The organism is Granulosicoccus antarcticus IMCC3135 (genome assembly GCF_002215215.1).
Taxonomy (GTDB): domain Bacteria; phylum Pseudomonadota; class Gammaproteobacteria; order Granulosicoccales; family Granulosicoccaceae; genus Granulosicoccus; species Granulosicoccus antarcticus.
Window position 1 is genome coordinate 6,607,385 of record NZ_CP018632.1, and the last position, 23,147, is coordinate 6,630,531.

A 23,147-nucleotide genomic window follows, 5' to 3' on the forward strand; every position below is an offset into this window, starting at 1 on the left:
CATTCAGGGCAACTCGACAACTCCGCAGTCGCTCAAGATGCCGCTCAAAAAACACCCTCTTTTAAAGCTGCCTGCAATAATGTCAATCAGCGGAATCGCATCACCCGTGACAGACTCACCATCGGGCCGCAGAGCAACAAAGTCCACCAGCAAGTCACCAGCTTCGATGCTTATCTGCGATGTTGGATTCGCACTGAGAATCAGCTCGCCGCCATCACTGGCAACCATTCTGATCTGACCGTTGAACGCTTCGGCGTTGCCCTGCGCATCCACTCGACTACCCGAGAGTATTGGATCGGTATTGATCGTTACCGTCTCGCCTTGTGTTGCCAGAGTCACAACCGCACCATCCGCATCAAGTTGGTAGCTCGAATCGTCACTACCATTGGGAATTGTCCTGACCAGCGACAGATGCACATCTTCCAACGACTCAGCCGTTTGCGCATTCTCTGACTTGCTATAAGTCGCCAGTTCAACGGTACGTGTATCCCCGCTACCGAAATTGGCAGCCGAGTAGGCACTGACTTCGACGCTACCTGATAGCTCGTAAGCCAGATCTCCGGGAACACTCATCGCAAAGCCGCCCCAGCTGTTCAAGTGACCTGAACGGCCGCCTCGGCTGGCGCTGTAATCAGAGGCATCCATAACAAGAGTGCCGTCCAGTTGATAGTCACCGGCAGCGAATACACCACTTGCTTCCGAGTGCCGGCACGCATCGAATGTGTAGGAGTCATGATCGGCAGCCAGGCTGCGCTCACTACCCAGACCGTCGCGTAACTGACCCGATGCATGGATCATTTGTCCACCCGCATTACAGCTATAAGCTGTGACTTGCGTTGGCGTGACAACGACTTCAGGTCCAAAACCATCCAGCGTCTCGAAGGTGGAATCTGGTTGTGGCATTGCCTCTGCGGCTGTAGCGATTTCTACCGCCAACTCGCGCACGTACAGGGATAGCCGATCAGCCTGAAAACCTGCCAGAGAAACAAGCAGATTCTGACCGACGAGTTCGAGTGCGACAGGTTCGTTATCCACGCTTCCACCATCAGTACCGGGGATGTCGCCTGTGCCGTTCGAATCGGGGTTCGGGTTATTGTCACTGCCTGCAGGCACATTGACCACAGGATCAGAACTGTTGTCGGAACTGCTGCAAGCTGCCATTACAAGGGCAATTGCAATAACAAGAATTCGGGGTTTCATCGGTATCAGAGTAGCTCGTCAATCACCGCCTCAGTGGGGTGAGTCGCGCGAATATACGCTATTCCTTCAGGGACGCAAGGGCCTTATGACATTTTCTCAATGTTGTTGAAAAAGTCGCTGGTAGCAGCCTGTTTACAGTGCGAACACCAATGATACGGGACTCTAAATCAAGGCTACACAAGTCGACACAAGCGCATCGTTCAGCATACTATGCTCTGTTTTCGGCTGGATAAATCTACCAAGGTCGAAGCCCGCAAACGAAAGAGTCAATTTTCCATGACATTAACCGTCTGGTTGTCACTGTTCACCATCTGCCTTCTGGGCGCAATGTCACCTGGCCCCAGCTTGGCCATTGTTGCCAGACACGCCCTTGCAGGCGGCCGCAAGAATGGTTTGGCAACCGCATGGGCGCATGCCTTCGGCATCGGTATCTATGCTTTTATCACCCTGATAGGACTTGCGGTTCTGCTGCAGCAAAGCCCGCTACTGTTCAAGTACATCAGCCTGGCAGGTGCAGCCTACCTGGCCTATCTGGGATTCAACGCCTTGCGCTCGAAAGGCGGGATTGCCGCAAAACTGGAAGCCGGAGAAGACACAACGATTTTACAGTCAGCTCGCGAAGGTTTTCTGATCTCCATATTCAGCCCCAAAATCGCCCTGTTCTTCATCGCCCTGTTCAGTCAGTTCGTGGCCCTGGGCAACGAGCTGAGCAATCAGGTGATCATCGTGGCAACGCCCTTCGTGATCGACGGCCTGTGGTACACCTTCATCACTCTGGTTCTGTCCCACTCGCTGGTGGTTGATCGCATTCGTTCAAAGGCCGTGCTGATCGATCGCTTGTCGGGCGTTGTACTGATTCTGCTGGCTATTCGTGTGGCGATGATGGCCTAAGGGATCGTGAAACAATTAACTATCATTTTCAGTCGTCCCTGCATCCTGCCCTGCGGCGTTGTTCGGCGGTTGAATAGCAAGCTATTCGCCCTTCTCACGCCTTGCCGGGCAGGCGCTGGAACACCTGAAAATTGATACTTAATTATTTCACGATCCCTAAGAGGCCGTGAACTCGCTTCAACTGCCGGCCCTGAGGCCGGCGTCAGCAAGATCAATAAACATCCTTCTGATAACGCTTATCGTCACGTAGTGCTTCCACATACGCTTCGGCCTCTTCTGCCGAGCGTCCACCGTGTGTTTCAACGACGGAAAGCAGTGCTTGATGTACATCCTTGGCCATATGGTTGCCATCACCGCAGATATACAGATGAGCGCCCTTTTCCAGCCACTCGAACAGTTCGGCACCGTTCTCGACGATACGATCCTGCACATAGATCTTCTGTGCCTGGTCACGACTGAAGGCAACACTCAGCTTGCTCAGAACACCTGACTTCAGATAGGACTGCAATTCGACCTGATACAGGAAATCCTGTGTGAAATGCGGATTGCCAAAGAACAGCCAGCTGTTGCCCTCGACGCCATCGGCCTCACGATCTTGCAGGAATGAGCGAAACGGTGCGATACCGGTGCCCGGACCGATCATGATAACCGGAGCCTCAGGGTTCTCTGGCAGTCGGAAGCTATCGTTGTGTTCAACGTAGACGCGAACCTTGTCACCGTCCTCGACACGACGCCCGAGAAAGCCGGAGCATCCACCCAGGTGATTGTTCTCGTGCGTGTCGTATTCGACCACGGCGATCGTCAAGTGAACTTCCTCTTCCACTTCCTTCTGGCTGGAGGCAATCGAGTACAGGCGCGGCTGCTGCTTGCGCAGGCTCTCGATGAGCGCCTGAGCTGTCAGCTCACCCGGGTTCTGACGAATCACATCATAGATCTGTCGATCGCTCAAATAGTCGCGCAATCCAGCCTTGTCGCTAGCGATTTCCGCCAGCTCTGTGTTGCCAGTGGCGGCTGCATACTTCTCAACGAATCCCGGATAGGATTGCGTCAGCTCGAAGTCTTCGATCAGTGCATCACGAACGCTCTTGCTGTCATCCCCGATACGCACAGCCTCGTCTGCATCAATCTTCAACAGCGCCAGCACTTCATCCACAACCAGACTGTCATTGAGGAAATAAACACCGAGGGAATCGCCCGACTGGTATTGCAAGCCTGAACCTTCCAGGGATATTTCAACGTGTCGAACATCCTTGAGTGAATCACGACCGGTGATCTTCTGCACTTCACCGACTTCAGCGGTAAACGGGTTTTTCTTGTTGTAAATGGATTCCGCTACCTGCGGTGCTCCGGAAAAACCAGCAAGACCGTTCACTGCCGGACTGGCCGCGCCATTAAGAGCCTTCAGTTCCGGTTCGAACAGATCGACCGCACCGTCAACCCACGCAGCAGCTGCCTCATCATAGTCAACATCCAGCAGTGCACGCTCTGTAATGACAGTGGCGCCCAGCGCACTCAGGCGCTCTTCAAAATCGGATGCCGTCTTGCAGAAGAACTCGTAGCTGCTGTCGCCCAAACCAATGACCGCTACCTGCACGCCATCAAGTTTCGGTGCCTTCTTCGAACTCAGGAAGTTGTACAACTTCTCGGCTTGCTCCGGTGGCTCGCCTTCACCATAGGTGGATATGACAATAGTCAGGAATTTTTCATTCTTCAACTGGTTCGGCTTGTAATCCGCCATGTTGGCCAACTTGACATCCAGCCCACGAGCCTTGGCCTTGCTAGCCATCTCTTCAGCGATGCCTTTGGCATTACCAGTCTGGGAGCCATAAAGAATGGTCAGCGGCGATGCATCGACACTCACCGTCTCCTGCAGGGCGATCGGCGTAGCTGCATTGGCAGCCGCTGCCATATAACCACTGATCCAGGCTTGCTGTATGGGTGTCATGCTACCCAACAGATCCTTTACCTGATGGATTTGCGTGGGTGTCAGTGGGCTAAGCCCTTGGGGAATGTCGGACAGGATCATGGTCTTACCAGTTAGGTTCTGTTCGTTGAATGCTGAAGTTTGTTCTTGCTATCCAGGTGTATCAGGCGTGGAAGTCGGTTACCGAAACCTTGACTTCCTTGACCACACCCTGGCGGATGACAAAGTCACCGAATCCTTCGCCTTCATTGCGCTCTGTTGCCCAGCGAGCGATCAGAGAATCCAGCTCGCCCAGGATGACCTCTTCACCAATGTTCTCGCGGTAGAGCTTGGGAATACGAGTACCCACCCGGTTGCCGCCCAGATAGAGGTTGTACTTGCCAGGCCCCTTACCTACGAGCCCGACTTCGGCCAGCATCGCGCGGCCACAACCATTCGGACATCCGACAACACGCAGAATCAGATGATCCTGAGCAATACCATGCTTCTCAAGCAAGCCTTCTACCTTTTCGATCAATGTCGGCAGGTAGCGCTCGGCTTCGGCCATGGCCAGTGGGCAGGTCGGCAACGAGACACAGGCCATCGAGTTGAGCTTCAGAGGCGAGGTGTTATCGTCTAACAGGCCATGCTCACGAGCGATGCGCTCGATCTCATCTTTCTGCTTAGGTGGCACGCCGGCGATGACCAGGTTCTGGTTGGCCGTAATGCGAAAATCTCCCGGATGAATCTCGGCAATCTTGCGCAAGCCTGTTTTCAGAGGTCGACCCGGGTAATCCAGGATACGGCCATTCATGATGAACAGCGTCAGATGCTGATTGCCATCAATGCCATCGACCCAACCAAAACGGTCGCCGCGTGACGTGAACTCGTAAGGGCGGCTATCCTGGAACGTCACACCGGCACGAAGCTCTACCTCAGCCTTGAACACATCGATGCCAACACGATCCAGCGTGTATTTGGTCTTGGCATTCTTTCGATCTGAACGATTGCCCCAGTCACGCTGTACCGACACGACATGCTCGGCCACGGCCAGTGTGTGCTCCAGCGCGATGAAGCCGAAGTCATCAGCCTTTCGAGGGTAGGTGCCTGTTTCGCCATGCGTCATGGCCAGACCACCGCCCACCAATACGTTAAAACCGACCAGCTTGCCCTTTTCAGCGATGGCAATGAAGTTCAAGTCGTTGGCATGAATATCCACTTCATTGTTCGGCGGAACAGTGACAGTTGTCTTGAACTTGCGCGGCAGGTAGGTTGACCCGAGAATTGGCTCCTCAGTCGTCTTCTCCTTCTTGCCATCGAGCCAGATTTCCATATAGGCTTTCGTCTTTGGCAACAGGTGCTCGCTGATCTTCTTTGCCCATTCGTAGGCTTCCTGATGCAGCTCGGACTCCACCGGGTTGGTGCTGCACAGCACGTTGCGATTGACATCACCGGCTGTGGCGATCGAGTCGATACCCGCACCATTCAGCACCTGGTGCATTTCCTTGATATTCGGTTTCAGAACGCCGTGATACTGGAACGTCTGGCGGTTCGTCAAACGGATGGAACCATACAGCGTCTTATCAGCGGCAAAGCGGTCAATGGCCAACCACTGCTCGGGCTTAATGATGCCTCCGGGCAGCCTGGCACGCAGCATGACGTTGTGCAGCGGCTCGAGCTTCTGCTGGCTTCGTTCTGATCGGATGTCACGATCATCCTGCTGATACATGCCATGAAAACGGATCAGCTGGAAGTTGTCTGCCGTAAAGCCTCCCGTGATGGGATCTTTCAGATCTTCGGCAATAGTGCCACGCAGGAAATTACTTTCCCGTTTCAGGCGCTCGTTGTCCGTCAGTGGAAGTGATTCCAGTTCCGGTGAGTTTTCGACTTTGTCCAGCATGGCTTGGGTGCTACGTCTTGTAAGGTTGGTTCAAGCCGGGTGGCAGTCTTGCGACTGCCGCCCGGCGTCTGTCGATCAGACCGGTGCTTTGGTCTTGCGCAGGTAAGGGAAAACGGTTTCGAACTCACCGAATTTCGCTGTTGCGTCTTCATTACTCACCGATGGTGGAATGATCACGTCCTGACCGACTTCCCAGTTGGCTGGTGTAGCAACACCCTTGGTTGACATTTGCAGGCCATCCAGTGCGCGCAGAATCTCGGCAAAGTTGCGACCTACTGTCATTGGGTAAGTCATGGACAGTTTCAGCTGCTTGTCGGGACCAATGATGAAGACCGAACGAACAGTCGCACTGTCAGCCGGCGTACGTCCATCAGGCAGATAAGCTTCGGCAGGCAGCATGTCGAACTGCTTGGAAACTTCCAGACCCACGTCTGCGATGATCGGAAAGCTCGCCTTGGCGCCACCGTAAGATTCGATGTCGTTCTTCCACTTCTTGTGATCTTCAACACCATCAACGGATACACCGATGACCTTGGTATTACGCTTCTCCCACTCGGCAGACAGCTGCGCTACGGCGCTGAATTCGGTGGTGCAAACCGGTGTGAAGTCCTTGGGATGGCTGAAAAGGATCGCCCAGCTGTCACCGATCCAGTCGTGGAAAGTGATCGTTCCCTGGTCGGTCTCGGCTGTAAAGTTCGGAACCGTGTCGTTGATACGAAGAGACATGAATACTTCCTGTTGATTATTCTGTAGTTGGGAAACGTATTTTGCCAGACGAACAGGCAAAACGACGTTTCTTGCTGGTATCTGTAAGAGCGCCCACTATGAGCGTTCTACCGAAACCATAGACGCTCACAAGTACCCTTAGCGCCCAATCTGCGGCCATTTTAAAGGGCAAGCAAGGCGAGCATTTAGATCTATTTGTTATCAGGTTATGCCGTTTTTGACAGAGGGCTTTGCTGCCTTGCTATCCGGAGAACAGAGACTGTCTAAGTGATTGAAAATGCTCTGTTAAATCTGGAGAACGGTGGATTCGAATGAACGGAAACGTCATTGCTCTTGGAGCGGGCCCCGAATGGTGTGGATTTCTTGTCTGAATTGGGGTGTGAGACACGGATTAGGGGTGGGTAGTAAGGGTGTTTAGGTCGTATTCCGCTATACACGTGTAGAGCGCCCCGCCCCTACATCATGAAACGAAACCGACTCAGCAGCTAAATTGCCTGATGACTAGCAGCGGTTGCCGCATCACCCGTATTCGGAGTTCCCGCTGGCTCAATCAGCAACAGCTCAGCCTCCTCCTCTGCTACCGGACAATGCTCAACCCCTTTAGGGACAATGTACATTTCGCCCTGGTTGAGATGCACATCCCCATCGCGCATTTGTATGGTGATTCTGCCTTTGACGACAAAGAAAAAGTCATCGGTATCCGGGTGAGAATGCCAGTTGAACTCGCCTTTCACCTTGACGACCATCACGTCATGACCGTTGAACTTCGCAACCGTCTTGGGTGACCAATGTTCCGAGAAACTGGCCAGCTTTTCACTTAGGTTTATTGACTTCACAAATTTCCCGGTCGGTTGGCTGCGCAGCATTGTACAACGGGGGGGGCCGGGGCTAAATTAGTTGGTCGGCACGCTTTTCATTGATGGGGATGAGGATGCTATACACGTGTAGACCGCTGGACCCTATACATGTAGAGCAGCCGAACACTTGCAGCCGCTCACAGCAAAACGACGCAAGCATCTGCAATTCAGGATCTATGGGATTGTATAGTCTCGATCACTGAAAAATCATACTCGCTAACTCAGAGTAGTGACCTTCAGGAGAGAAACAGGCTGCTGGTGCCTGCTTACAGAAGATCTGGAGTGATCTTCCAAGAAATAATTGGTGGAGCTACGCGGGATCGAATGGGCTCGCCCAGCGCGCGGACTCGTCCGCGGTTCGCAGCAGGGATCTGCGACAGAGAATCGAAAATGATGCTCTGGGAAAAAATGGTGGAGCTACGCGGGATCGAACCGCGGACCTCTTGCATGCCATGCAAGCGCTCTCCCAGCTGAGCTATAGCCCCACAACGGGAGCGCAGAATACGACGGGGAGAATTCAATGTCAAGCATGAATGCCAAAATAATTTACTCATCACCTGCGAAACCTGACCAATATAGTCGTTGACTTGCGCGCAGGACTGGGCAAACTACGCGATTCTGCCGCGCCCAGCCATTATCCGGAGTTTTTCCATGCCCTCTTTCTCTCTCGCCAGATTTTCTCTGCTGCTGAGTCTGATCTCATCGCTGTGGCTGATGCCGGCACTCTCGCTACAGGCAGCCGGACTCGCACCCGCGGCACCTGGCAACCTGATTGGCGATATCGATGCTGGCGTGGCCTCCCTTTCCTGGGATGTGCCCAGCGATGATGATGTCATCGAAGGCTATAACATCTATATCAACGATCGTTATACCAATACGGTCTTCAGCAACAGCTATTCGACAGCGGTGCAGCCAGACACCCTCTACTCATTCAAGGTTGTGGCTTTTGATACAGCGCCACGCCGCTTTTCTCCGGCCTCCGCCTCCCTGACGCTCCCCGCCTCCCTGGTCCCTGATGACCTGACCATTCCGCCCTCGGTCCCCACGGATCTGACCGGCGATGTGACGGGTACAACCGTATCGATCGCCTGGCAGCCCTCAACCGACGATGAGGCGGTTCTGGGCTACAACGTCTATCGGGATAACAAATACCTGACAACCGTGCGCACACCCGCCTATAGCGGCGACAATGCGGCGGGCGAGTCGCATTCCTGGTATGTCGTGGCGTTTGATATTCGTACCAATTTCTCGGCACGCTCTGGCCGTATAACGCTGCCAGATCCTGGTCCTGTGGATACTACGATTGCTCCCAGCGTCCCGACCGATCTGACCGGCAGCATGGCAAGTGGCAATCCCAGTGACACGGTCACAGTGAACTGGCAGGCAGCCACCGATGATCAGGCTGTGGCGGGTTACAACATCTATCGCAACCGGCAATACATCGCTACCCGCTTTGGCACCGAGTATATCGGCACCGTAGACACGGGCAGCAGCAATAACTTTACCGTGGTGGCCTTCGATTTCGACGGCAATTTTTCCGCCTCCTCCAAGGCCATCACGCTACCTTTGGGAACCGCAGAGACCAACCCCGGCAAGCCGCCGTCTGTTCCCACAGATTTAGCCGGAGAAACAAGCAACAGCAACGGTCAGACACAGGTGCAGCTAAGCTGGACGGCTTCCACCAGCACGGTCAAGGTGGCTGGCTACAACATCTACCGCAATAATGATTACCGCACCACCGTTTTCACCAATGCTTATACCGATACGGTGCCAGCAGGCTCAGCCTTCTCCTACAAGGTCGTCGCCTTCGACTCGTTTGGTAATTTTTCAGCCAAGTCCGCTCCTTTGAGTCTGCTCGGTGATGCCAACCAACCACCGTTCTTCAGCGACCTGGATGACCAGAATCTGACCGTCGGCGAAGACTGGGAACTGGTGCTGCGTCCGGTGGATGTGGATGGTGGTGCGGCGGGCATTCTGATCAGCAGTCCACCTGCTGGCGTGCAGTTTATCGACAACCGTAACGGCAGCCGCTCCCTGACATGGACACCCGGCCCTGATGATGTAGGCAGCCATGACATCACCATCACAGCCTTCGACCTTCAGGAGACGGACCTGCGCACCAGCCAGACCATCACCCTGACCGTCACCGACGATGCACAACCTGTCGATGCGCCTTTCTCCGTCTCCATTGCACAAGCGGCCTACAATCTGCAGGAAGGCAATGCCAGTGGCGTCAATATTCCGGTCTCACTGACACGTGATGCAGGCTTCGAGGGCCCCGTCACTTTGACACTAAGCGCCAGCAACTCTGATGATGAACAGGGATTGACCAGCACATTCACACTGGACACTCTGCAAGCAGGGGACACTCAAAGCACGCTGAATCTGGCACTTGCCGTGGATGTCCTGCCCATCCTCTCGCAGCAGCGTCGTTACAGCATCGTGGCCAGTGATGGCACCTTTACAGCCACCTCCAGCGTCACCGTTGCCGTCACACCCGTGGCACTGGATGATGTCTACCTGATCATGGGACAAAGCAATGCGGTTGGCTTCAGTGAAGACGATGCCAAGCAAGCCGGCGCCGGTGGTCTTGACCAGATCAATCTGCGCATACGCCAGGCCAATGTCCAGAGCAATGACAGCAAGTTATATGTGTCGCCAGCCAGCTACACCGATTCCAGCTTCAACTTCCGCACACCGGCCTTTGTCAGCGCAGAAGACCCTCTGCACGAGCCGGTAGACCCCAGCACGCTGGCCAAGGAAGGCACACGGATCGGCATGGGCTTAAGCTTTGCCAAGTCTGCGCTGCCGAATACGAGCCGTAACATCATTCTCGTACCAGCCGCCTGGGCAGGCTCAGCCTTCTGCAACACAGAGCTACCCGCCGCACACTGGAATGCCTTGCAAGGCACGCAACCAGAACTGGGTAATACCCTGCTGTTTGACCGCGCCCTGGCTCGTGTCAACGAGACATTGCGTGCCAGTGGTGGCATTCTGCGCGGCATTCTCTGGCACCAGGGGGAGTCTGATTCGACGGCGGAATGTGCACCACTCTATGAAGACAATCTGGTCACGCTGGTCTCACAGTTACGCTCACGTATAGCAGTCGATGCACGGGGTGAGGATGCTCGTGGTCCGGATGCCAATATACCGTTCGTGCTGGGCACCATGTCCAAAGGGAACGATGCGCGCGGGGACTTGTCTGACTTCACCCCGGAGAAACAGATCGTCGATTCCGTGCACAGAAATATAGCAAGCCTGGTACCCCATGCCGATGTCGTTCTGACCGACGACCTGACACCGTCGAACAGCTACCCTTGCGGTGAAGCCTCCTGCATCCACTTTGGTGCCGATGCCCTGCGTGAAATGGGTGTTCGCAGCTTTGACGCACTGGTTCGTGCAGGTAGCCAATAATGTTTATTCCGATGGGTACCGTCGTTGCGGTCTGCATGCTTGTCACACTGGTGTTTGCCAACCGCTTCCCGGGCATGAGCCTGAATCGGGTTACACCACCGATCCTGTTACGCATTATCGGTGTGGTGACAGGTGCTGCGGGTCTGTGGAATGTACTCTGGTACGCGCTGCGTCACCTGACCGAACTCTGGGGGCTGATGGCATTGGGCTCAGGCATTCTGATGACCTTGTTGAGCGCGCTGCTCATTCTGGCACCCGAAAAACAACCGCCAATACTCAATACCTTGCGCCCCTTCGCCGTCGTCGCTCTGGCAGGCTTTACTTTCGTTTATGCCTTGACGCTCTACCGCTTGTAGGCATTCATCGGTGCCTTGTCAGGCACCGATATAACGAGTCAGCTCATCAATGGTTTGCTCTTGCTCGGCGATGGTGCTCTTTACCAGATCACCAATGGACACAATACCAATCAGCTGTCCATCGCCGACAACGGGCAAGTGTCGAACAAATCGATCGGTCATCAGCGCCATGCACTCATCCACCGACTGGCTCGGCTCTACCGTATAAAGCTCGGTTGACATGACATCGCGTACTGCCGTGTCAACAGAGCTGCGCCCTTCGAGGATGACTTTACGGGCGTAATGACGCTCGGTAAATATTCCCATCAGATCACGGCCCTCCACCACCAGCACCGCACCAATGTTTCGCTCCGCCATAAGTCGGAGTGCATCGAGTACGCTCGCACTCGGATCAACAGTGGCAAGACCACCGGAAGATTTCGTCAACAACTGTCCTACTGTTTGCATTTTAACCTCACCCAATCAGTTTCGAGGTGCCGCGCCAGTCACTACTGGCGCGACCTGCCTTTAAAACTACCCACTTTGAGCACTAAATGCCAACAAAATTACGGTCAGTTGCTGAGTTGGGATGGTTACCCTTCCACAGAACCAACTTAATACTGGTTACGACGCTCACGCAGTTCGGCAAAGACAGCCACTTCATCGGCATCCGGCATACCCAGCGCCTGACGCAACTCGCTATTGTCGATACGCAAGAAAGGATTGGTTTCCAGCTCCAGCTGCAACTTAGTCGGCACCGTCGCCAGCCCCTGATCGCGTAACTTTGTGACCTCTGCTGCACGGGCCTGGAGTGCGGCATTACTCGGATCAACATCCAGTGCAAAGCGGGCATTGGTCGCGGTGTACTCATGAGCGCAATAAACCAATGTCTCTGGTGGCAAGACCTTCAGCTTGGCCACACTCTCCAGCATCATGGCTGCATCACCTTCGAACAATCGGCCACAACCCATCGAGAACAAGGTATCGCCTGTGAAGACCAGTTCATCATCGGCAAAGTAGTAGTTGATCATGTCCTTCGTATGACCCGGCGTATGAATAGCCTTGACGGCTCTGCCGGCGAATTCAAACTCGGATCCCTGACTGACGAACTGGTCAAGACCTGCGATGGCCGTCGATACAGGCTCAGGCCCTGTTACCTGGCAGCCGGTGGCTGATTTGATAGCAGCCAGTCCCGCGGTATGATCACCATGATGATGGGTGATCAGCAGATGCGTCAGGCTCCAGCCCTGCTTGTCCAGAGCATCCAGTGCCGCCTGGGCATGGCCAGCATCGATACAGGCCGTCTGCCCCGTATCGGCATCGTGTACCAGCACACCGTAGTTATCCCCGCCATAAGGAAATTGAAAACACTCAAGCTTGCTCATGATTTCATTGTTCCGTTGATTTGGGGCCGTAGGCTGTCTCTACCATACTGGCCACCTCGTTATAGATACCCGGACCAGCGGTGATCACGCGACCGCCTTTTTCCAGCATATGCTGCATATTGAACGCCTCCACTTTACCGCCTGCCTCTTCGATGAATAACAGCGAGGCCAGACAATCCCAGGCGTTCATGTGCGGCTCGACATAACCGATCAATCTGCCTGCAGCGACATAAGCCAAGTCCAGTGCACCTGAACCGCCACGTCTGAACAACCCCTGGCGATTCAGCAACTGAGTCAGCAGTGTCAGGGTCGGCTCCGGGGGAATGCGAGAGTTGTGCCCCACCCCCAGAGTGCCATCACTAAGACTATTTGCCGCGTGGGCCTGCAGTCGACGTCCATTGAGAAATGCTCCCTGGCCGCGCTGGCCGGTGTAGTTCTCATTACTAACCGGATCGCAGATAACCGCGCAGACCGTCTGATCATTCTGTACACAGGCTAGTACGACGCACCAGCCCGGTGTGCCATTGACAAAATTGGTGGTGCCATCAATCGGATCAATAACCCAGGTAAAGCCCGAGCTGCCGGTGACGTTGTCATGTTCTTCACCGACGATGGAATCGTCCGGAAAAGAATCACCGATGGCAGCACGAATCTGGTCTTCCACTGATTTGTCAGCATTGGAAACCCAATCCTGCAGACCTTTGACTTCGATATCCAGGTTATCGCGATCATGGAATAGTGTCAGCGCACTCTGCGCGGCTTCTGCAACGATGCCTTTGGCAAATTCCAGCCGCGCGGCAACCGCACTCATGTACTCGTTCCTGCAGCAACACAGCCTGCCGCATCAGGAGTACCCGTGACATAGCGCAACACTTCAACAACTTGCTCAGGCGTTTGCGCCCAACCCATGGCCGATGCATCAACTTCCTTGAGCGGATGAATGATATCGGCATCGTGTAACGTGATATACGGCTTTCCCAGCGCAGCACAGAATCCTGCATCAAAAGCTGCATTCCATTGCTTGTATTGGCTACCAAAGCGGATAACCGCCACGTCGCAGCCCTGAATCTGCGTACGAGTTCGGATACAATTGACTTTCGAGGACTGGTGATCGCGCCAGAAACCGGCCTCGGCCTGTCCCAGAACGTCACCAGCCGCATCGCTTGCTTCGTGATTGGTGACGGGAGAATGAAACGTCATCGGCAAACCTGCGCTCTGGGCAGCTTGCATGATTCGTTCTCGCCAATCAGTATGAATTTCACCGGATAAATAGATCGACCAGATCTTCTGCATGTTCAAACTCCGCTTTTGTGGATGATGGCGTGATTATCAAAACACCCGCTATCTTGCCTTAAGCGCTCTACTCATGCTTGCCAATCTGCAAAATCTGCTGTCTCTCACCACCAGTGAGCTAATCATCTGCCTGGCCGTTGTGCTGCTGGCCGGCATTGTTCGCGGGTTTTCAGGGTTTGCCCTGTCGGCTCTGACGATGGCCGCACTGGCGCTGATTATCCCGCCCCTCGCCCTCATCCCTATCTGTTTCCTGCTCGAATGCGTGGCTAGTGCCTTGATGATGCGCGGCGGCTTCCGCCTGGCAGATCGCAAGATCTCCTGGGGCCTGGCCATCGGTACGATCGTCGGCACCCCCATCGGCTTGATGGCCACCATGAATGTGGAAGCCGACACCTCCCGCACCATTGCACTGTGCCTGATTCTGGTGCTGGCCCTGCTCCAGCTATTCAAGAAATCACCCGCGTTCCTGGCCACAACGAAAGGTCTGTATGTCACGGGGATCACCGCAGGTATTGCCACAGGCCTTGCCAGCGTCGGTGGCATGGTGGTCGCGCTCTACATTCTCGCCCAGCGCGCGCCCGCCGCCCGCATGCGTGCCTCATTGGTCATGTACCTGTTCCTGATCATGTTCTCCTCAGCCTTCTGGCTGTCAGTATCAGGCGTTCTGGATATGCTGGCAGTCAAACGGGCACTGGCATTTGCGCCACTGGTTGTTATCGGTGTCTTGATGGGCTCCTTGCTGTTCAGGCCCTCACTCGAACAATTCTACAAACGCTTCTGCCTGATACTGCTCATGTCACTGGCCTTGAGCGGCCTGGTCAGAATGGTTCTGGCTTAGGGGCTGAAAGAGGCTGGGAACAGAACGAAGGCCTTAGCTCAGAACGGTCTCAAGCCCGCTGACGAACAGCTTGATAGAAACCAGGAACAGGACGATCTGCACGCCCAGAAAGAACCATTTCTCGGACAGAGCATGCACCATGTGCTTGCCTGCCAGCGTTCCGACTGCCGCAATCGGCAAGAGCACTACCGAGAGCCACAGCGTAGATGCTGTGTACGGGTGCAACAAGGAGTACGGAACAACCTTCGCCAGATTCACGCAGGCAAACAGAATCGTGGTGGTACCCGCGAAGACCAGTTTTGGCATCTGCTGCGGCAAGGTGTATATCTGATACGGCGGTGCGCCGGCATGCGATACGAAGCTGGTGAACCCGGACACGGTGCCCCAGAACAAGCCGCGGCGTAGCTCGACAGGACGCTTTTCCAACGTGGCGCCCTTGCGCAACCAGCGCGACAGACAAAACGAGATGCCCAGTACGCCGATCAGAAAAGAGACCACCTCATCTGAGACATAGGCCGCCGTCCCCCATCCCAGCAAAACTCCCGCAATACCCGCTGGAATCAATATGCGCAGATTCTCGCCACTATAGTCTCGTCGGTACAGCCAGACACCCACCGCATCCGACAATATATAGATCGGCAACAGCAGCACCGCTGCCAGTACCGGTGATATCAGCAATGACAAGATAGGCACGGCCAGCATGCCGATTCCCGGCAGACCGCCCTTGGACATGCCCACCAGCAGGGAGGCCAGCAGCAACAGCCACAACAAGGGTTCGGCAAAAGACAGGGAGGCAAGAGTTGGCATCCCCCGATTCTGACAGGTAACAGGGGCTTTTGCGTAAATCAGAAGTCTGTTTTGCGCCCTCGTGTGCTAGTGCATAGGGGTGACTACCGCTATTGTCTGCCCCATCAGATAAACAACCTCGGCAGCCAGAAAATCATGAATGACAAGAAAACGAATAATGTTCTCCTTCTGAACAGCTCCGCCAAACTGACAGGTTCCATCTCCCGCAAGCTCGCCGCCCAGGTCGTCGCAAATCTTGAAAAGCATGGCAAGGCTGACAGCGTTGTAGAAAGGGACCTGGCCGCTGGACTGCCCTTTGTTGATGAAAACTGGGTCAATGCCAATTTCACCCCGGCAGATCAACGCAGCGATGTACAAAAACAGACCCTGAGCCTGTCCGACTCTCTGGTGGATGAACTGATGCAAGCCGATACCCTGGTACTGGGCGTGCCTATCTACAACTTTGGCGTACCGGCAACGTTCAAGGCCTGGGTCGACATGATTGCACGCGCTGGCAAGACCTTCCAGTACACAGCCACCGGCCCTGAAGGCCTGATCGCTGACAAGAAAGTGTATCTGGTGATTGCCTCCGGCGGCACTCCGATTGGCAGTGGCTACGACTTTGCTAGTGGCTACGTCAAGCATGCATTGAGCTTTGTCGGAATTACCGACGTGACTATCATCGATGCCGCTGAAGTAGCCTCCAAAGGTATCGAGGCTGTTCTGCAATCAGCCGAACAACAGATCAGCGAAATTGACTACGCACTAAGCGCCTGATTCAACTTGCGTTAAAGGCCTGCCGATGATCGGCAGGCAATCACACTAAAGTAAAAGGAACTGACATGGGTTTACTGGTCAACGGTCAATGGCAAGACCAGTGGTATGACACCGATGCTACCGGCGGACGATTTGAACGCTCGGAGGCGGTGTTTCGTCACTGGATAACCGCTGATGGTAATGGTGACGGTGAATTCAAAGCCGAAGCAGGCCGCTACCACCTGTATGCCAGTTATGCCTGCCCCTGGGTGCATCGTGTCTTGATCTATCGTGCCCTGAAAGGCCTGGAATCGATGATTGAGGTCTCATTCGTGCACTGGTTGATGGGAGAGAACGGCTGGAGCTTCCAGAGCGACGAGGACAACATTGTCGGCGACAAGCTCTTCGACAGTCGCTTCATGTATGAGATCTATCAGAAGGCTGATCCGCAATTCACGGGTCGTGTGACGGTTCCCGTGCTCTGGGATAAACAGCAAAAGACCATTGTCTCGAATGAATCTGCTGAAATCATTCGTATGCTCAATTCAGCCTTTGATGACCTGGGCGCAACGGCCGGTGACTATTACCCAGAAGCCCAGCGACAGGCGATCGACAGCATCAACGATCGTGTTTACAACACGCTGAACAACGGTGTCTACAAATGTGGCTTTGCCACCACTCAAAAAGCCTACGATGAGGCGGTGGTGCCGTTGTTCGACACCCTTGAATGGCTGGAATCTCAACTGGATAATCAGCGATTCCTGTGTGGCGACCAGCCTCTGGAAGCCGACTGGCGTCTGCTGCCCACCTTGCTTCGATTTGACCTGGTCTATCACGGTCATTTCAAATGCAATCTGAAACGACTGGTGGACTATCCCAATCTGTGGGCCTATACCCGCGATCTGTACCAGTGGCCCGGTATCAGCACTACCTGTAATTTCGAGCACGCCAAGCTTCATTATCTGAAAAGCCACGAGACAGTCAATCCGCACCGTATCGTCCCGATCGGACCTGCGATAGACTTTGATGAGCCGCATGGCCGAGAGCAACTGACAAACGGGGCGTAATGAAAGAACTCAACGGAAAAACAGCACTGATCACAGGAGCCAGTCGCGGCATAGGCGCGGCAACTGCTCGCCTGATGGCAAGCAAAGGCATGAAAGTGGTTCTGGCCGCCAGGTCACTCAGTGATTGCGAGCAGGTAGTCGCACAGATCAAGCAGGCCGGTGGCGAGGCCATCGCAGTCGAATGCGATGTGGCCAAATACGCCTCGGTCGAGGCGGCCGTCAAACTGGCCGTGGACAATTTTGGCCAGCTGGATATTCTGGTCAACAATGCCGGCATCATTGATCCCATTGCACGTATTGCCGACTCCGATCCGGATAGCTGGGATGCGGTGGTGGATATCAATCTGAAGGGCGTTTATCACGGCCTCAAAGCGGTGCTTCCCGCGATGGAAAAACGCGGTTCAGGCACCATCATCAATATCAGCTCAGGCGCTGCCACCAATGCCCTGGAAGGCTGGAGTCATTACTGTGCCACCAAGGCGGCGGTGCTGTCCCTGACTCAATGTGTCCACAAGGAATACGCCGAACACGGTATCCGCTGCATTGGCATGAGCCCGGGCACTGTTGCCACTGACATGCAGGTCGCCATCAAGAATTCAGGCATCAATCCGGTCAGTCAGATGGATTTCAGTGCCCATATTCCGCCCGAGTGGCCGGCACAGGCCATCACATGGCTCTGTACCGAAGCGGCGGCCGAATGGTCGGGCACCGATTTTTCACTCAAGACGGAAAAGGGCCGCAGACTCTGCGGCATTATCTAGATTGAGCTGACAGGCTCTTACGCTACCGCTTGACGGCAGATTTCGATCGCCTTGAGCAATCGGGCTTCGATCTCTGCCCGGTCGATCAGTGCGACCGTGTCGTTCATTGCCGGTGACTGGGTACCCCCGGTCACCGCCAGTCGCAGTGGTTGCCCCAATTTGCCAAAGCCAATTTCCAAGGCCTCGACACAGGCTTCCATGGCGCTCTGAATACTGGCAGCATCCCACGACTCCAACGCCTTGAAGCGTGTGCTCATATCGAGCAATACATCAGCGCTTGCCTGCTTGAACTGCTTGGCTTCAGCCTTGCTGTCATAGCTTTGTGGTGCTTCATAAAAATAGCGGGCTGATTCTGCCATCTCCACCAATGTTTTCGCACGATCGCGCAGGATGTTTGCAACCTCTGACAAGGGTGCTCCCTTGCTGGTATCAATGCTCAGCTTCTCCATATAGGGCTGTAACGCGGCCCCCAGATGGCTTGCTTCAGCCTTGTGGAAATACTGCTGATTGACCCACTCAAGCTTCTTGTCATCAAACACGGAACCTGAACGATTGCACGCCTCCAGAGTGAACAGATCACGCATCTCTTCACTGGTGAAGATCTCCTGGTCCTGGTGTGACCAGCCCAGACGCACCAGATAATTGAGCAAGGCTTCCGGCAGAAAACCATCGTCCTTGTACTGCATGACACTCACGGCACCGTGGCGCTTGGACATGCGCTTGCCATCTTCACCCAGGATCATGGGCAAATGGGCATAGACCGGACGCTCACCGCCCAGAGCTTCAAGGATATTGATCTGTCTGGGCGTATTGTTGATGTGATCATCACCGCGAATGACATGGGTTATTTCCATATCCATGTCGTCCACCACAACCGTCAAATTGTAGGTGGGTGTGCCATCAGAACGCATGATGACCAGGTCATCCAGCTCTTTGTTGTCGATAACGATCGGTCCCTTGACGCCATCTTCGATGGTGACCTTGCCTTCCAGCGGGTTGGCAAAACGCACAACAGGCTTGATACCTGCAGGCGGGGTATCCGTGCGACCACGCCAGTAACCGTTGTAACGAGGCTTCTCCTTCTTGGCCATCGCCTCCTCGCGCATGGCATTCAGCTCTTCTGGCGTGCAATAGCAATAATAGGCATGACCGGCGTCCATCAGCTGTTTGACAGCCTCACGATAACGATCAAAGCGCTTGGTCTGATAGAACGGACCTTCGTCATATTCCAGCCCCAGCCATTCCATTGAATCCAGAATGGCCTGAACCGACTCATCCGAGGAGCGCTCCAGGTCGGTGTCCTCGATGCGCAACACAAACTCGCCACCGTGTTTACGCGCGAACAAATAGCTGAACAACGCCGTCCTGGCTCCGCCAATATGCAGATAACCTGTTGGACTTGGTGCAAATCTTGTACGGACCTTCATTCGGTATTTCACTGGGGCTAGATGGCAGGTGTGGAGTTTAACAAACCGAAAGCACAAAAAATTCCCGATCAATAGCGGTATTGCTGCCACTTCATCATGACTCGGGGGAGCTGTATACTGCCATTCAGACCAAGGTTGTAAGATTCCAATGCCCAATCCACCGCTACCCATCCCTCCTGCACCGATCAGCTCTGATCGAGTAGCCAGGCGACGCCATCCCGAGAACGGCTCAGTCGACAATAGTGTGAACAATTCTGCTTCTGGATCACGCCCAACGAATGCACCCAAATGGTTCTCCTGTGCCGCCTCGGAACTGGGTCACGTTCGCAAAGTCAATGAAGACTCTTTTCTGGATGCTCGCGAAGAGGCACTGTGGGTGGTTGCCGATGGCATGGGAGGCCACAGCCGCGGAGACCGAGCCAGCCAGGTCATCATCGAGACCATGAGCTCGTTCAAATCGCAGGAAAACGCACTGCAGAGTGTCGATGATCTGCTTGATCGCCTGAACAAGGCCAACGACACCTGCCGACAGGTTGCACAAGGCAAGGTCATGGGCAGTACGGTCGCAACGCTCTATCTGAACAAGGACAGTGCCTATATTCTGTGGGCTGGCGATAGCCGAATCTACCGCCATCGTCATGGTGAATTCTCACAACTGACGGATGATCACAGCCTGGTGCAGGAACTGTGCAGACTCGGGGAGCTGACGCCAGAGGAGGCCGAAAACCACCCCTCCTCCAATGTCATAACCCGTGCAATTGGTGTCTCTGATGAAATCGACATCCAGGTCAGACAGGTCGACCTGCAGCCCGGCGATCGCTTTCTGCTGTGCAGCGACGGATTGTTCAAGGATGTCAAACCGGCGGAAGTGGCGAACAATCTTGCCCTGCCCTCGCCGCGCCAGGCTCTTGATGAGCTGGTGAAACTGGCGCTGCGACGAGGCGGTACGGACAACGTCACAGCGATTGTCGTGCAGATGGCAATTGCCTGATTTGAGTCAGGGCACCATTTACATGAAGCTTTCGCGAATCACGTAAAGCAGAGTCGAATCAACCTGCACCGGGTTGACCACGATACGAGACATCAGGGGTGCGCTGCCGCTAAAGTCAGCGCCCAGTTGCGCTCGAGTGTCTGCCGGAAAGTTGAATGAGCCAGTATCAGGCGTCACACAGGTCACGGTCACACCGTCCTCCAGAAAGAAACCACCCGCGGTCGTCGCAAAAATCCGGATCAGGGCCGTAGGGTCAGACGAAGGCTCCCAGGTGAACTGGGTATTGGCAGAAATCGTGTTACCAGAGCCAAAAGCGGCACCGCTCAAGGTTGTGATAGTGGGGACTTCGGCGGCAACAAATGCCGGTATTTCAGCGCTGCCGGGAACATCAACGGTCAGCCCCTCTGGAACCGGGCCGTCCATCAACATCGACATATTGGGCAGATCATAAAACAGGAAGCCTGCCGTAGGTTGTTCTTCCAAGGTGGCGTAAGTGCCTGCAGGACTGCTCAGAACAATCGCCTCTCCGGCACTGACAGCCGTTTTGCCGACACCTGGAACCGTGGGTACAAAGCCTGCGCTGATTTCCTCGAAATCAATGACGCCATCATCCTGCACCTGGCACATGGCCGACTCACCTGAAAGCATGGAACTCAGGAAACTGGCTGAGACTCCACTATCGAGGCGGTAGAAACTGGCGACCAGATCAGATGCCACTCCGGCATCATCATCAATAGTGACCGCACCGTAGTGCGTAATGTCGCCTTCTGGCGCCACTGGCACATCGATCAAACCGGGTTGACTGACTTCACCATCATCCGGTGCATTGTTATTGTTGTCCGAATCGCCGCCGCTGGAGCAGGCAGTTTGCAAAGCGATCATGGAGAGCAACAGGGTTGTTCTGGTTCTTGTGAGTTTCATCTGTTTCCCGGCTTGATTTTTATAATGTAGAAGATCGTGCGCTGTCATGGCGAAGAGCTGCAGAGAGGACTTTTACAAGCCCCCTCGCCTCTTCAACTCAGATCAAGAACCAGTCACGGGTGTGGTGAGGTAAGGAAATGCGTTGTCAAACTGACCAGCATTCTGTGGCGCACCATCAGTGAAAGGCGCTGCACCGACTGGTGCATCTTCTGGTGTGCACAAGCCAAGGTTGTCACCACTGTCGCCAGCGGTACCGCTGCTATCCAGGTCTACACCAATGGGATGACACAAGGCACCCATCATGACTCGCAAGGCAATATCGGTAACATCATCACCCGGTCGACGACCATTTGGAAAACCGGCCAGATCGCCACCGGCAACACCCAGGTTGATTTGACTATCCATCGGCGTTGCAGCAATGCCGGTATTGAGTCGGATCATTTCTGAAGGTGTGACCGTAGACATCTGATTGACACCAGGAAAGCCTGTCAAGAACGCTGTTACAAGATCCGTTCTTGGCAGATTGGACGGCGCAATGTTGGAGGTTGCACCTACTGCATCACGAAACAGAATATCCAGAATGGCTGGCAGAGTTGGTGATGTCACATAGGTAGCAAACTGACCATCATCCATCGGCTCGCTGACATTGAATCGATCCTTGTCACGCAAACCGATAACCAGTTCGTTCACCAGAGGATTACTCAGGCGAGACAGCTGACGGTATTCACCCGTGTAATCAACGGGACGGCGATAGGTAGGATCCAGACTGATGGTCTGTGTACTGCGAGCACTAGCCGTGGTCCAACCACCGATAACACCATTGCCATCACCCGTCAGACAGTCGGCATTGATTTCCAGTGCCAGTGTCGTGATGTTCTTGTTGGCAAGATCGTTACGAGCCGGATCATCTGGCAAGGCGCTTGCCAGAGGTGCAAAGTTCACCAGGTCGAAGACTTCAGCCAGCGCAACCGAGAAGCTCTCTTGACGCTGTCCAACGAATACGCGTGCATCCTGAGCACCCGCCGGGCATTGCTCGAACTGCACATCGTAATACACTTCACCCGTGTTGCTCAGGCTGCGCACATAGTTGTCATAGCCCTGTGGGAATGTCTTGCTACCGACATTATCGTACGGCTTTGAAAACAGACGCAGGCCAGAATCGGGACGCACACCCCAGGCCGGAGACGCTGATCGGCGATCACCTTCTATCATGCCGACAAAGTAGGTCTCATTGACGTTCAAGACCGACTGGTTATCACCATTACCCAGACTGCCGATGTTCTTCAATGCGACGGGAACAGAATTTTCGCCTATCTGAAGTTCAAAACCCTGGTCGCCATTAGCAAGACCATTATCGAAATCAAACAGAAACGTGATGTCTTCCTGAGCGTCACCATCATTATCAATATGAATTTCGTAGATGGCTTCCGGGTCCATGGAAAAGTAGTTGGGGCCGCCGTAAACATCCTGCAAAGGCTGGTAGTTGGCGATCAGTGTGACGTAGCCCTCTCTTCCCGGCTCATAGCTGGAGAACATGTAAAAGTCGGTTCCATCCAGCTTGGGACGAGACTTGATGAAGGGTGCTTCGGCATGTGATGAGGCAATTGCCTGCCCACAGAGAATGGCACTGATCCCGGCAGACAGTGTCAGTACGTTGAAAATTCTGGATCTTACAGTCATGAAGAGATTCCTTGTT

Annotated in this window: 21 protein-coding genes and 1 tRNA gene; 8 read left to right on the plus strand and 14 right to left on the minus strand. The window is 54.4% G+C overall.

Features of this window, described 5'->3' with window-relative positions:
- Positions 1-3: 3 nt before the first annotated feature.
- Positions 4-1,200, minus strand: coding sequence for a hypothetical protein (locus IMCC3135_RS28570; protein WP_157736335.1), 1,197 nt, complete (start codon positions 1,198-1,200; stop codon positions 4-6).
- Between the two features lie 276 nt (positions 1,201-1,476).
- Here IMCC3135_RS28570 and IMCC3135_RS28575 point away from each other — a divergent pair, with 276 nt between their 5' ends.
- On the plus strand, positions 1,477-2,091 hold the full coding sequence (locus tag IMCC3135_RS28575; RefSeq protein ID WP_088922135.1) for a LysE family translocator: 615 nt from the start codon (positions 1,477-1,479) through the stop codon (positions 2,089-2,091).
- 211 nt (positions 2,092-2,302) lie between these two features.
- Here IMCC3135_RS28575 and IMCC3135_RS28580 read toward each other — a convergent pair whose 3' ends face one another.
- The 5 genes from IMCC3135_RS28580 to IMCC3135_RS28600 all read right to left on the minus strand — a co-directional run bounded on the left by IMCC3135_RS28580 (position 2,303) and on the right by IMCC3135_RS28600 (position 7,962).
- Positions 2,303-4,117, minus strand: a complete 1,815-nt coding sequence (locus IMCC3135_RS28580) for an assimilatory sulfite reductase (NADPH) flavoprotein subunit (protein ID WP_088920685.1) — start codon at positions 4,115-4,117, stop codon at positions 2,303-2,305.
- A gap of 61 nt (positions 4,118-4,178) precedes the next feature.
- Positions 4,179-5,894, minus strand: coding sequence for an assimilatory sulfite reductase (NADPH) hemoprotein subunit (gene cysI / locus IMCC3135_RS28585; RefSeq protein WP_088920686.1), 1,716 nt, complete (start codon positions 5,892-5,894; stop codon positions 4,179-4,181).
- A 75-nt stretch (positions 5,895-5,969) separates the two neighbouring features.
- Positions 5,970-6,620: a peroxiredoxin gene (locus IMCC3135_RS28590; RefSeq protein WP_088920687.1), complete on the minus strand. Its 651-nt coding sequence runs from the start codon at positions 6,618-6,620 to the stop codon at positions 5,970-5,972.
- Positions 6,621-7,105: 485 nt separating this feature from the next.
- Positions 7,106-7,456: a cupin domain-containing protein gene (locus tag IMCC3135_RS28595; RefSeq protein WP_236994679.1), complete on the minus strand. Its 351-nt coding sequence runs from the start codon at positions 7,454-7,456 to the stop codon at positions 7,106-7,108.
- A gap of 430 nt (positions 7,457-7,886) precedes the next feature.
- Positions 7,887-7,962 (minus strand) — tRNA-Ala (locus tag IMCC3135_RS28600).
- A 166-nt stretch (positions 7,963-8,128) separates the two neighbouring features.
- Between IMCC3135_RS28600 and IMCC3135_RS28605 the strand changes: the two genes are divergently transcribed.
- Together IMCC3135_RS28605 and IMCC3135_RS28610 are read left to right on the plus strand one after the other, a co-directional pair.
- A complete protein-coding gene (locus IMCC3135_RS28605) occupies positions 8,129-10,891 on the plus strand; it encodes a sialate O-acetylesterase (RefSeq protein WP_088920689.1) in 2,763 nt (920 codons plus the stop codon).
- Positions 10,891-11,247 (plus strand): hypothetical protein, encoded by a 357-nt coding sequence (locus IMCC3135_RS28610; RefSeq protein WP_088920690.1) that lies wholly within the window; start codon positions 10,891-10,893, stop codon positions 11,245-11,247. Before IMCC3135_RS28605 ends, IMCC3135_RS28610 begins: the two co-directional genes overlap by 1 nt.
- Positions 11,248-11,265: 18 nt before the next feature.
- Here the strand turns inward: IMCC3135_RS28610 and IMCC3135_RS28615 are convergent, their stop codons facing one another.
- The 4 genes from IMCC3135_RS28615 to IMCC3135_RS28630 all read right to left on the minus strand — a co-directional run bounded on the left by IMCC3135_RS28615 (position 11,266) and on the right by IMCC3135_RS28630 (position 13,904).
- Positions 11,266-11,694, minus strand: a complete 429-nt coding sequence (locus IMCC3135_RS28615) for a CBS domain-containing protein (RefSeq protein WP_088920691.1) — start codon at positions 11,692-11,694, stop codon at positions 11,266-11,268.
- Positions 11,695-11,840: 146 nt separating this feature from the next.
- Positions 11,841-12,611: a hydroxyacylglutathione hydrolase gene (gene gloB / locus IMCC3135_RS28620; protein WP_088920692.1), complete on the minus strand. Its 771-nt coding sequence runs from the start codon at positions 12,609-12,611 to the stop codon at positions 11,841-11,843.
- Between the two features lie 4 nt (positions 12,612-12,615).
- A complete protein-coding gene (locus tag IMCC3135_RS28625; RefSeq protein ID WP_088920693.1) occupies positions 12,616-13,422 on the minus strand; it encodes an inositol monophosphatase family protein in 807 nt (268 codons plus the stop codon).
- The gene (locus tag IMCC3135_RS28630; protein WP_088920694.1) at positions 13,419-13,904 is read right to left on the minus strand and encodes a YtoQ family protein; all 486 of its coding nucleotides are present in this window, start codon (positions 13,902-13,904) and stop codon (positions 13,419-13,421) included. The genes IMCC3135_RS28625 and IMCC3135_RS28630 overlap by 4 nt, the downstream gene beginning before the upstream one ends.
- A 73-nt stretch (positions 13,905-13,977) precedes the next feature.
- Between IMCC3135_RS28630 and IMCC3135_RS28635 the strand changes: the two genes are divergently transcribed.
- Entirely contained in the window at positions 13,978-14,742 is a 765-nt protein-coding gene (locus IMCC3135_RS28635) for a sulfite exporter TauE/SafE family protein (protein ID WP_088920695.1), read from the plus strand.
- Positions 14,743-14,775: 33 nt separating this feature from the next.
- Here IMCC3135_RS28635 and IMCC3135_RS28640 read toward each other — a convergent pair whose 3' ends face one another.
- Positions 14,776-15,549 carry a sulfite exporter TauE/SafE family protein gene (locus IMCC3135_RS28640; protein WP_088920696.1) on the minus strand — a complete coding sequence of 258 codons (774 nt, stop codon included), beginning with the start codon at positions 15,547-15,549 and terminating at the stop codon, positions 14,776-14,778.
- Between the two features lie 135 nt (positions 15,550-15,684).
- On the opposite strand from IMCC3135_RS28640, the gene IMCC3135_RS28645 reads away from it, so the two are divergent.
- The 3 genes from IMCC3135_RS28645 to IMCC3135_RS28655 all read left to right on the plus strand — a co-directional run bounded on the left by IMCC3135_RS28645 (position 15,685) and on the right by IMCC3135_RS28655 (position 18,112).
- Entirely contained in the window at positions 15,685-16,305 is a 621-nt protein-coding gene (locus IMCC3135_RS28645) for an FMN-dependent NADH-azoreductase (protein ID WP_088920697.1), read from the plus strand.
- A 65-nt stretch (positions 16,306-16,370) separates the two neighbouring features.
- Positions 16,371-17,351 (plus strand): glutathione S-transferase family protein, encoded by a 981-nt coding sequence (locus IMCC3135_RS28650; RefSeq protein WP_088920698.1) that lies wholly within the window; start codon positions 16,371-16,373, stop codon positions 17,349-17,351.
- Positions 17,351-18,112: an SDR family oxidoreductase gene (locus IMCC3135_RS28655; RefSeq protein WP_088920699.1), complete on the plus strand. Its 762-nt coding sequence runs from the start codon at positions 17,351-17,353 to the stop codon at positions 18,110-18,112. Before IMCC3135_RS28650 ends, IMCC3135_RS28655 begins: the two co-directional genes overlap by 1 nt.
- A gap of 17 nt (positions 18,113-18,129) precedes the next feature.
- Here the strand turns inward: IMCC3135_RS28655 and gltX are convergent, their stop codons facing one another.
- A complete protein-coding gene (gltX, locus tag IMCC3135_RS28660) occupies positions 18,130-19,539 on the minus strand; it encodes a glutamate--tRNA ligase (RefSeq protein WP_088920700.1) in 1,410 nt (469 codons plus the stop codon).
- A gap of 148 nt (positions 19,540-19,687) precedes the next feature.
- On the opposite strand from gltX, the gene IMCC3135_RS28665 reads away from it, so the two are divergent.
- Positions 19,688-20,530 (plus strand): PP2C family protein-serine/threonine phosphatase, encoded by an 843-nt coding sequence (locus IMCC3135_RS28665; RefSeq protein ID WP_088920701.1) that lies wholly within the window; start codon positions 19,688-19,690, stop codon positions 20,528-20,530.
- Positions 20,531-20,548: 18 nt separating this feature from the next.
- Here IMCC3135_RS28665 and IMCC3135_RS28670 read toward each other — a convergent pair whose 3' ends face one another.
- Positions 20,549-21,451 (minus strand): hypothetical protein, encoded by a 903-nt coding sequence (locus IMCC3135_RS28670; RefSeq protein ID WP_088920702.1) that lies wholly within the window; start codon positions 21,449-21,451, stop codon positions 20,549-20,551.
- A gap of 102 nt (positions 21,452-21,553) precedes the next feature.
- Positions 21,554-23,131, minus strand: a complete 1,578-nt coding sequence (locus IMCC3135_RS28675; RefSeq protein ID WP_088920703.1) for a DUF4331 domain-containing protein — start codon at positions 23,129-23,131, stop codon at positions 21,554-21,556.
- Positions 23,132-23,147 lie beyond the last annotated feature (16 nt).

What these genes read in the sequence shown, in the direction of transcription:
- IMCC3135_RS28570 (WP_157736335.1), bottom strand. Translation starts at nt 1,200, where the DNA reads ATGAAACCCCGAATTCTTGTTATTGCAATTGCCCTTGTAATGGCAGCT.
- IMCC3135_RS28575 (WP_088922135.1), top strand. Translation starts at nt 1,477, where the DNA reads ATGACATTAACCGTCTGGTTGTCACTGTTCACCATCTGCCTTCTGGGC.
- IMCC3135_RS28580 (WP_088920685.1), bottom strand. Translation starts at nt 4,117, where the DNA reads ATGATCCTGTCCGACATTCCCCAAGGGCTTAGCCCACTGACACCCACG.
- cysI (WP_088920686.1), bottom strand. Translation starts at nt 5,894, where the DNA reads ATGCTGGACAAAGTCGAAAACTCACCGGAACTGGAATCACTTCCACTG.
- IMCC3135_RS28590 (WP_088920687.1), bottom strand. Translation starts at nt 6,620, where the DNA reads ATGTCTCTTCGTATCAACGACACGGTTCCGAACTTTACAGCCGAGACC.
- IMCC3135_RS28605 (WP_088920689.1), top strand. Translation starts at nt 8,129, where the DNA reads ATGCCCTCTTTCTCTCTCGCCAGATTTTCTCTGCTGCTGAGTCTGATC.
- IMCC3135_RS28610 (WP_088920690.1), top strand. Translation starts at nt 10,891, where the DNA reads ATGTTTATTCCGATGGGTACCGTCGTTGCGGTCTGCATGCTTGTCACA.
- IMCC3135_RS28615 (WP_088920691.1), bottom strand. Translation starts at nt 11,694, where the DNA reads ATGCAAACAGTAGGACAGTTGTTGACGAAATCTTCCGGTGGTCTTGCC.
- gloB (WP_088920692.1), bottom strand. Translation starts at nt 12,611, where the DNA reads ATGAGCAAGCTTGAGTGTTTTCAATTTCCTTATGGCGGGGATAACTAC.
- IMCC3135_RS28625 (WP_088920693.1), bottom strand. Translation starts at nt 13,422, where the DNA reads ATGAGTGCGGTTGCCGCGCGGCTGGAATTTGCCAAAGGCATCGTTGCA.
- IMCC3135_RS28630 (WP_088920694.1), bottom strand. Translation starts at nt 13,904, where the DNA reads ATGCAGAAGATCTGGTCGATCTATTTATCCGGTGAAATTCATACTGAT.
- IMCC3135_RS28635 (WP_088920695.1), top strand. Translation starts at nt 13,978, where the DNA reads ATGCTTGCCAATCTGCAAAATCTGCTGTCTCTCACCACCAGTGAGCTA.
- IMCC3135_RS28640 (WP_088920696.1), bottom strand. Translation starts at nt 15,549, where the DNA reads ATGCCAACTCTTGCCTCCCTGTCTTTTGCCGAACCCTTGTTGTGGCTG.
- IMCC3135_RS28645 (WP_088920697.1), top strand. Translation starts at nt 15,685, where the DNA reads ATGAATGACAAGAAAACGAATAATGTTCTCCTTCTGAACAGCTCCGCC.
- IMCC3135_RS28650 (WP_088920698.1), top strand. Translation starts at nt 16,371, where the DNA reads ATGGGTTTACTGGTCAACGGTCAATGGCAAGACCAGTGGTATGACACC.
- IMCC3135_RS28655 (WP_088920699.1), top strand. Translation starts at nt 17,351, where the DNA reads ATGAAAGAACTCAACGGAAAAACAGCACTGATCACAGGAGCCAGTCGC.
- gltX (WP_088920700.1), bottom strand. Translation starts at nt 19,539, where the DNA reads ATGAAGGTCCGTACAAGATTTGCACCAAGTCCAACAGGTTATCTGCAT.
- IMCC3135_RS28665 (WP_088920701.1), top strand. Translation starts at nt 19,688, where the DNA reads ATGCCCAATCCACCGCTACCCATCCCTCCTGCACCGATCAGCTCTGAT.
- IMCC3135_RS28670 (WP_088920702.1), bottom strand. Translation starts at nt 21,451, where the DNA reads ATGAAACTCACAAGAACCAGAACAACCCTGTTGCTCTCCATGATCGCT.
- IMCC3135_RS28675 (WP_088920703.1), bottom strand. Translation starts at nt 23,131, where the DNA reads ATGACTGTAAGATCCAGAATTTTCAACGTACTGACACTGTCTGCCGGG.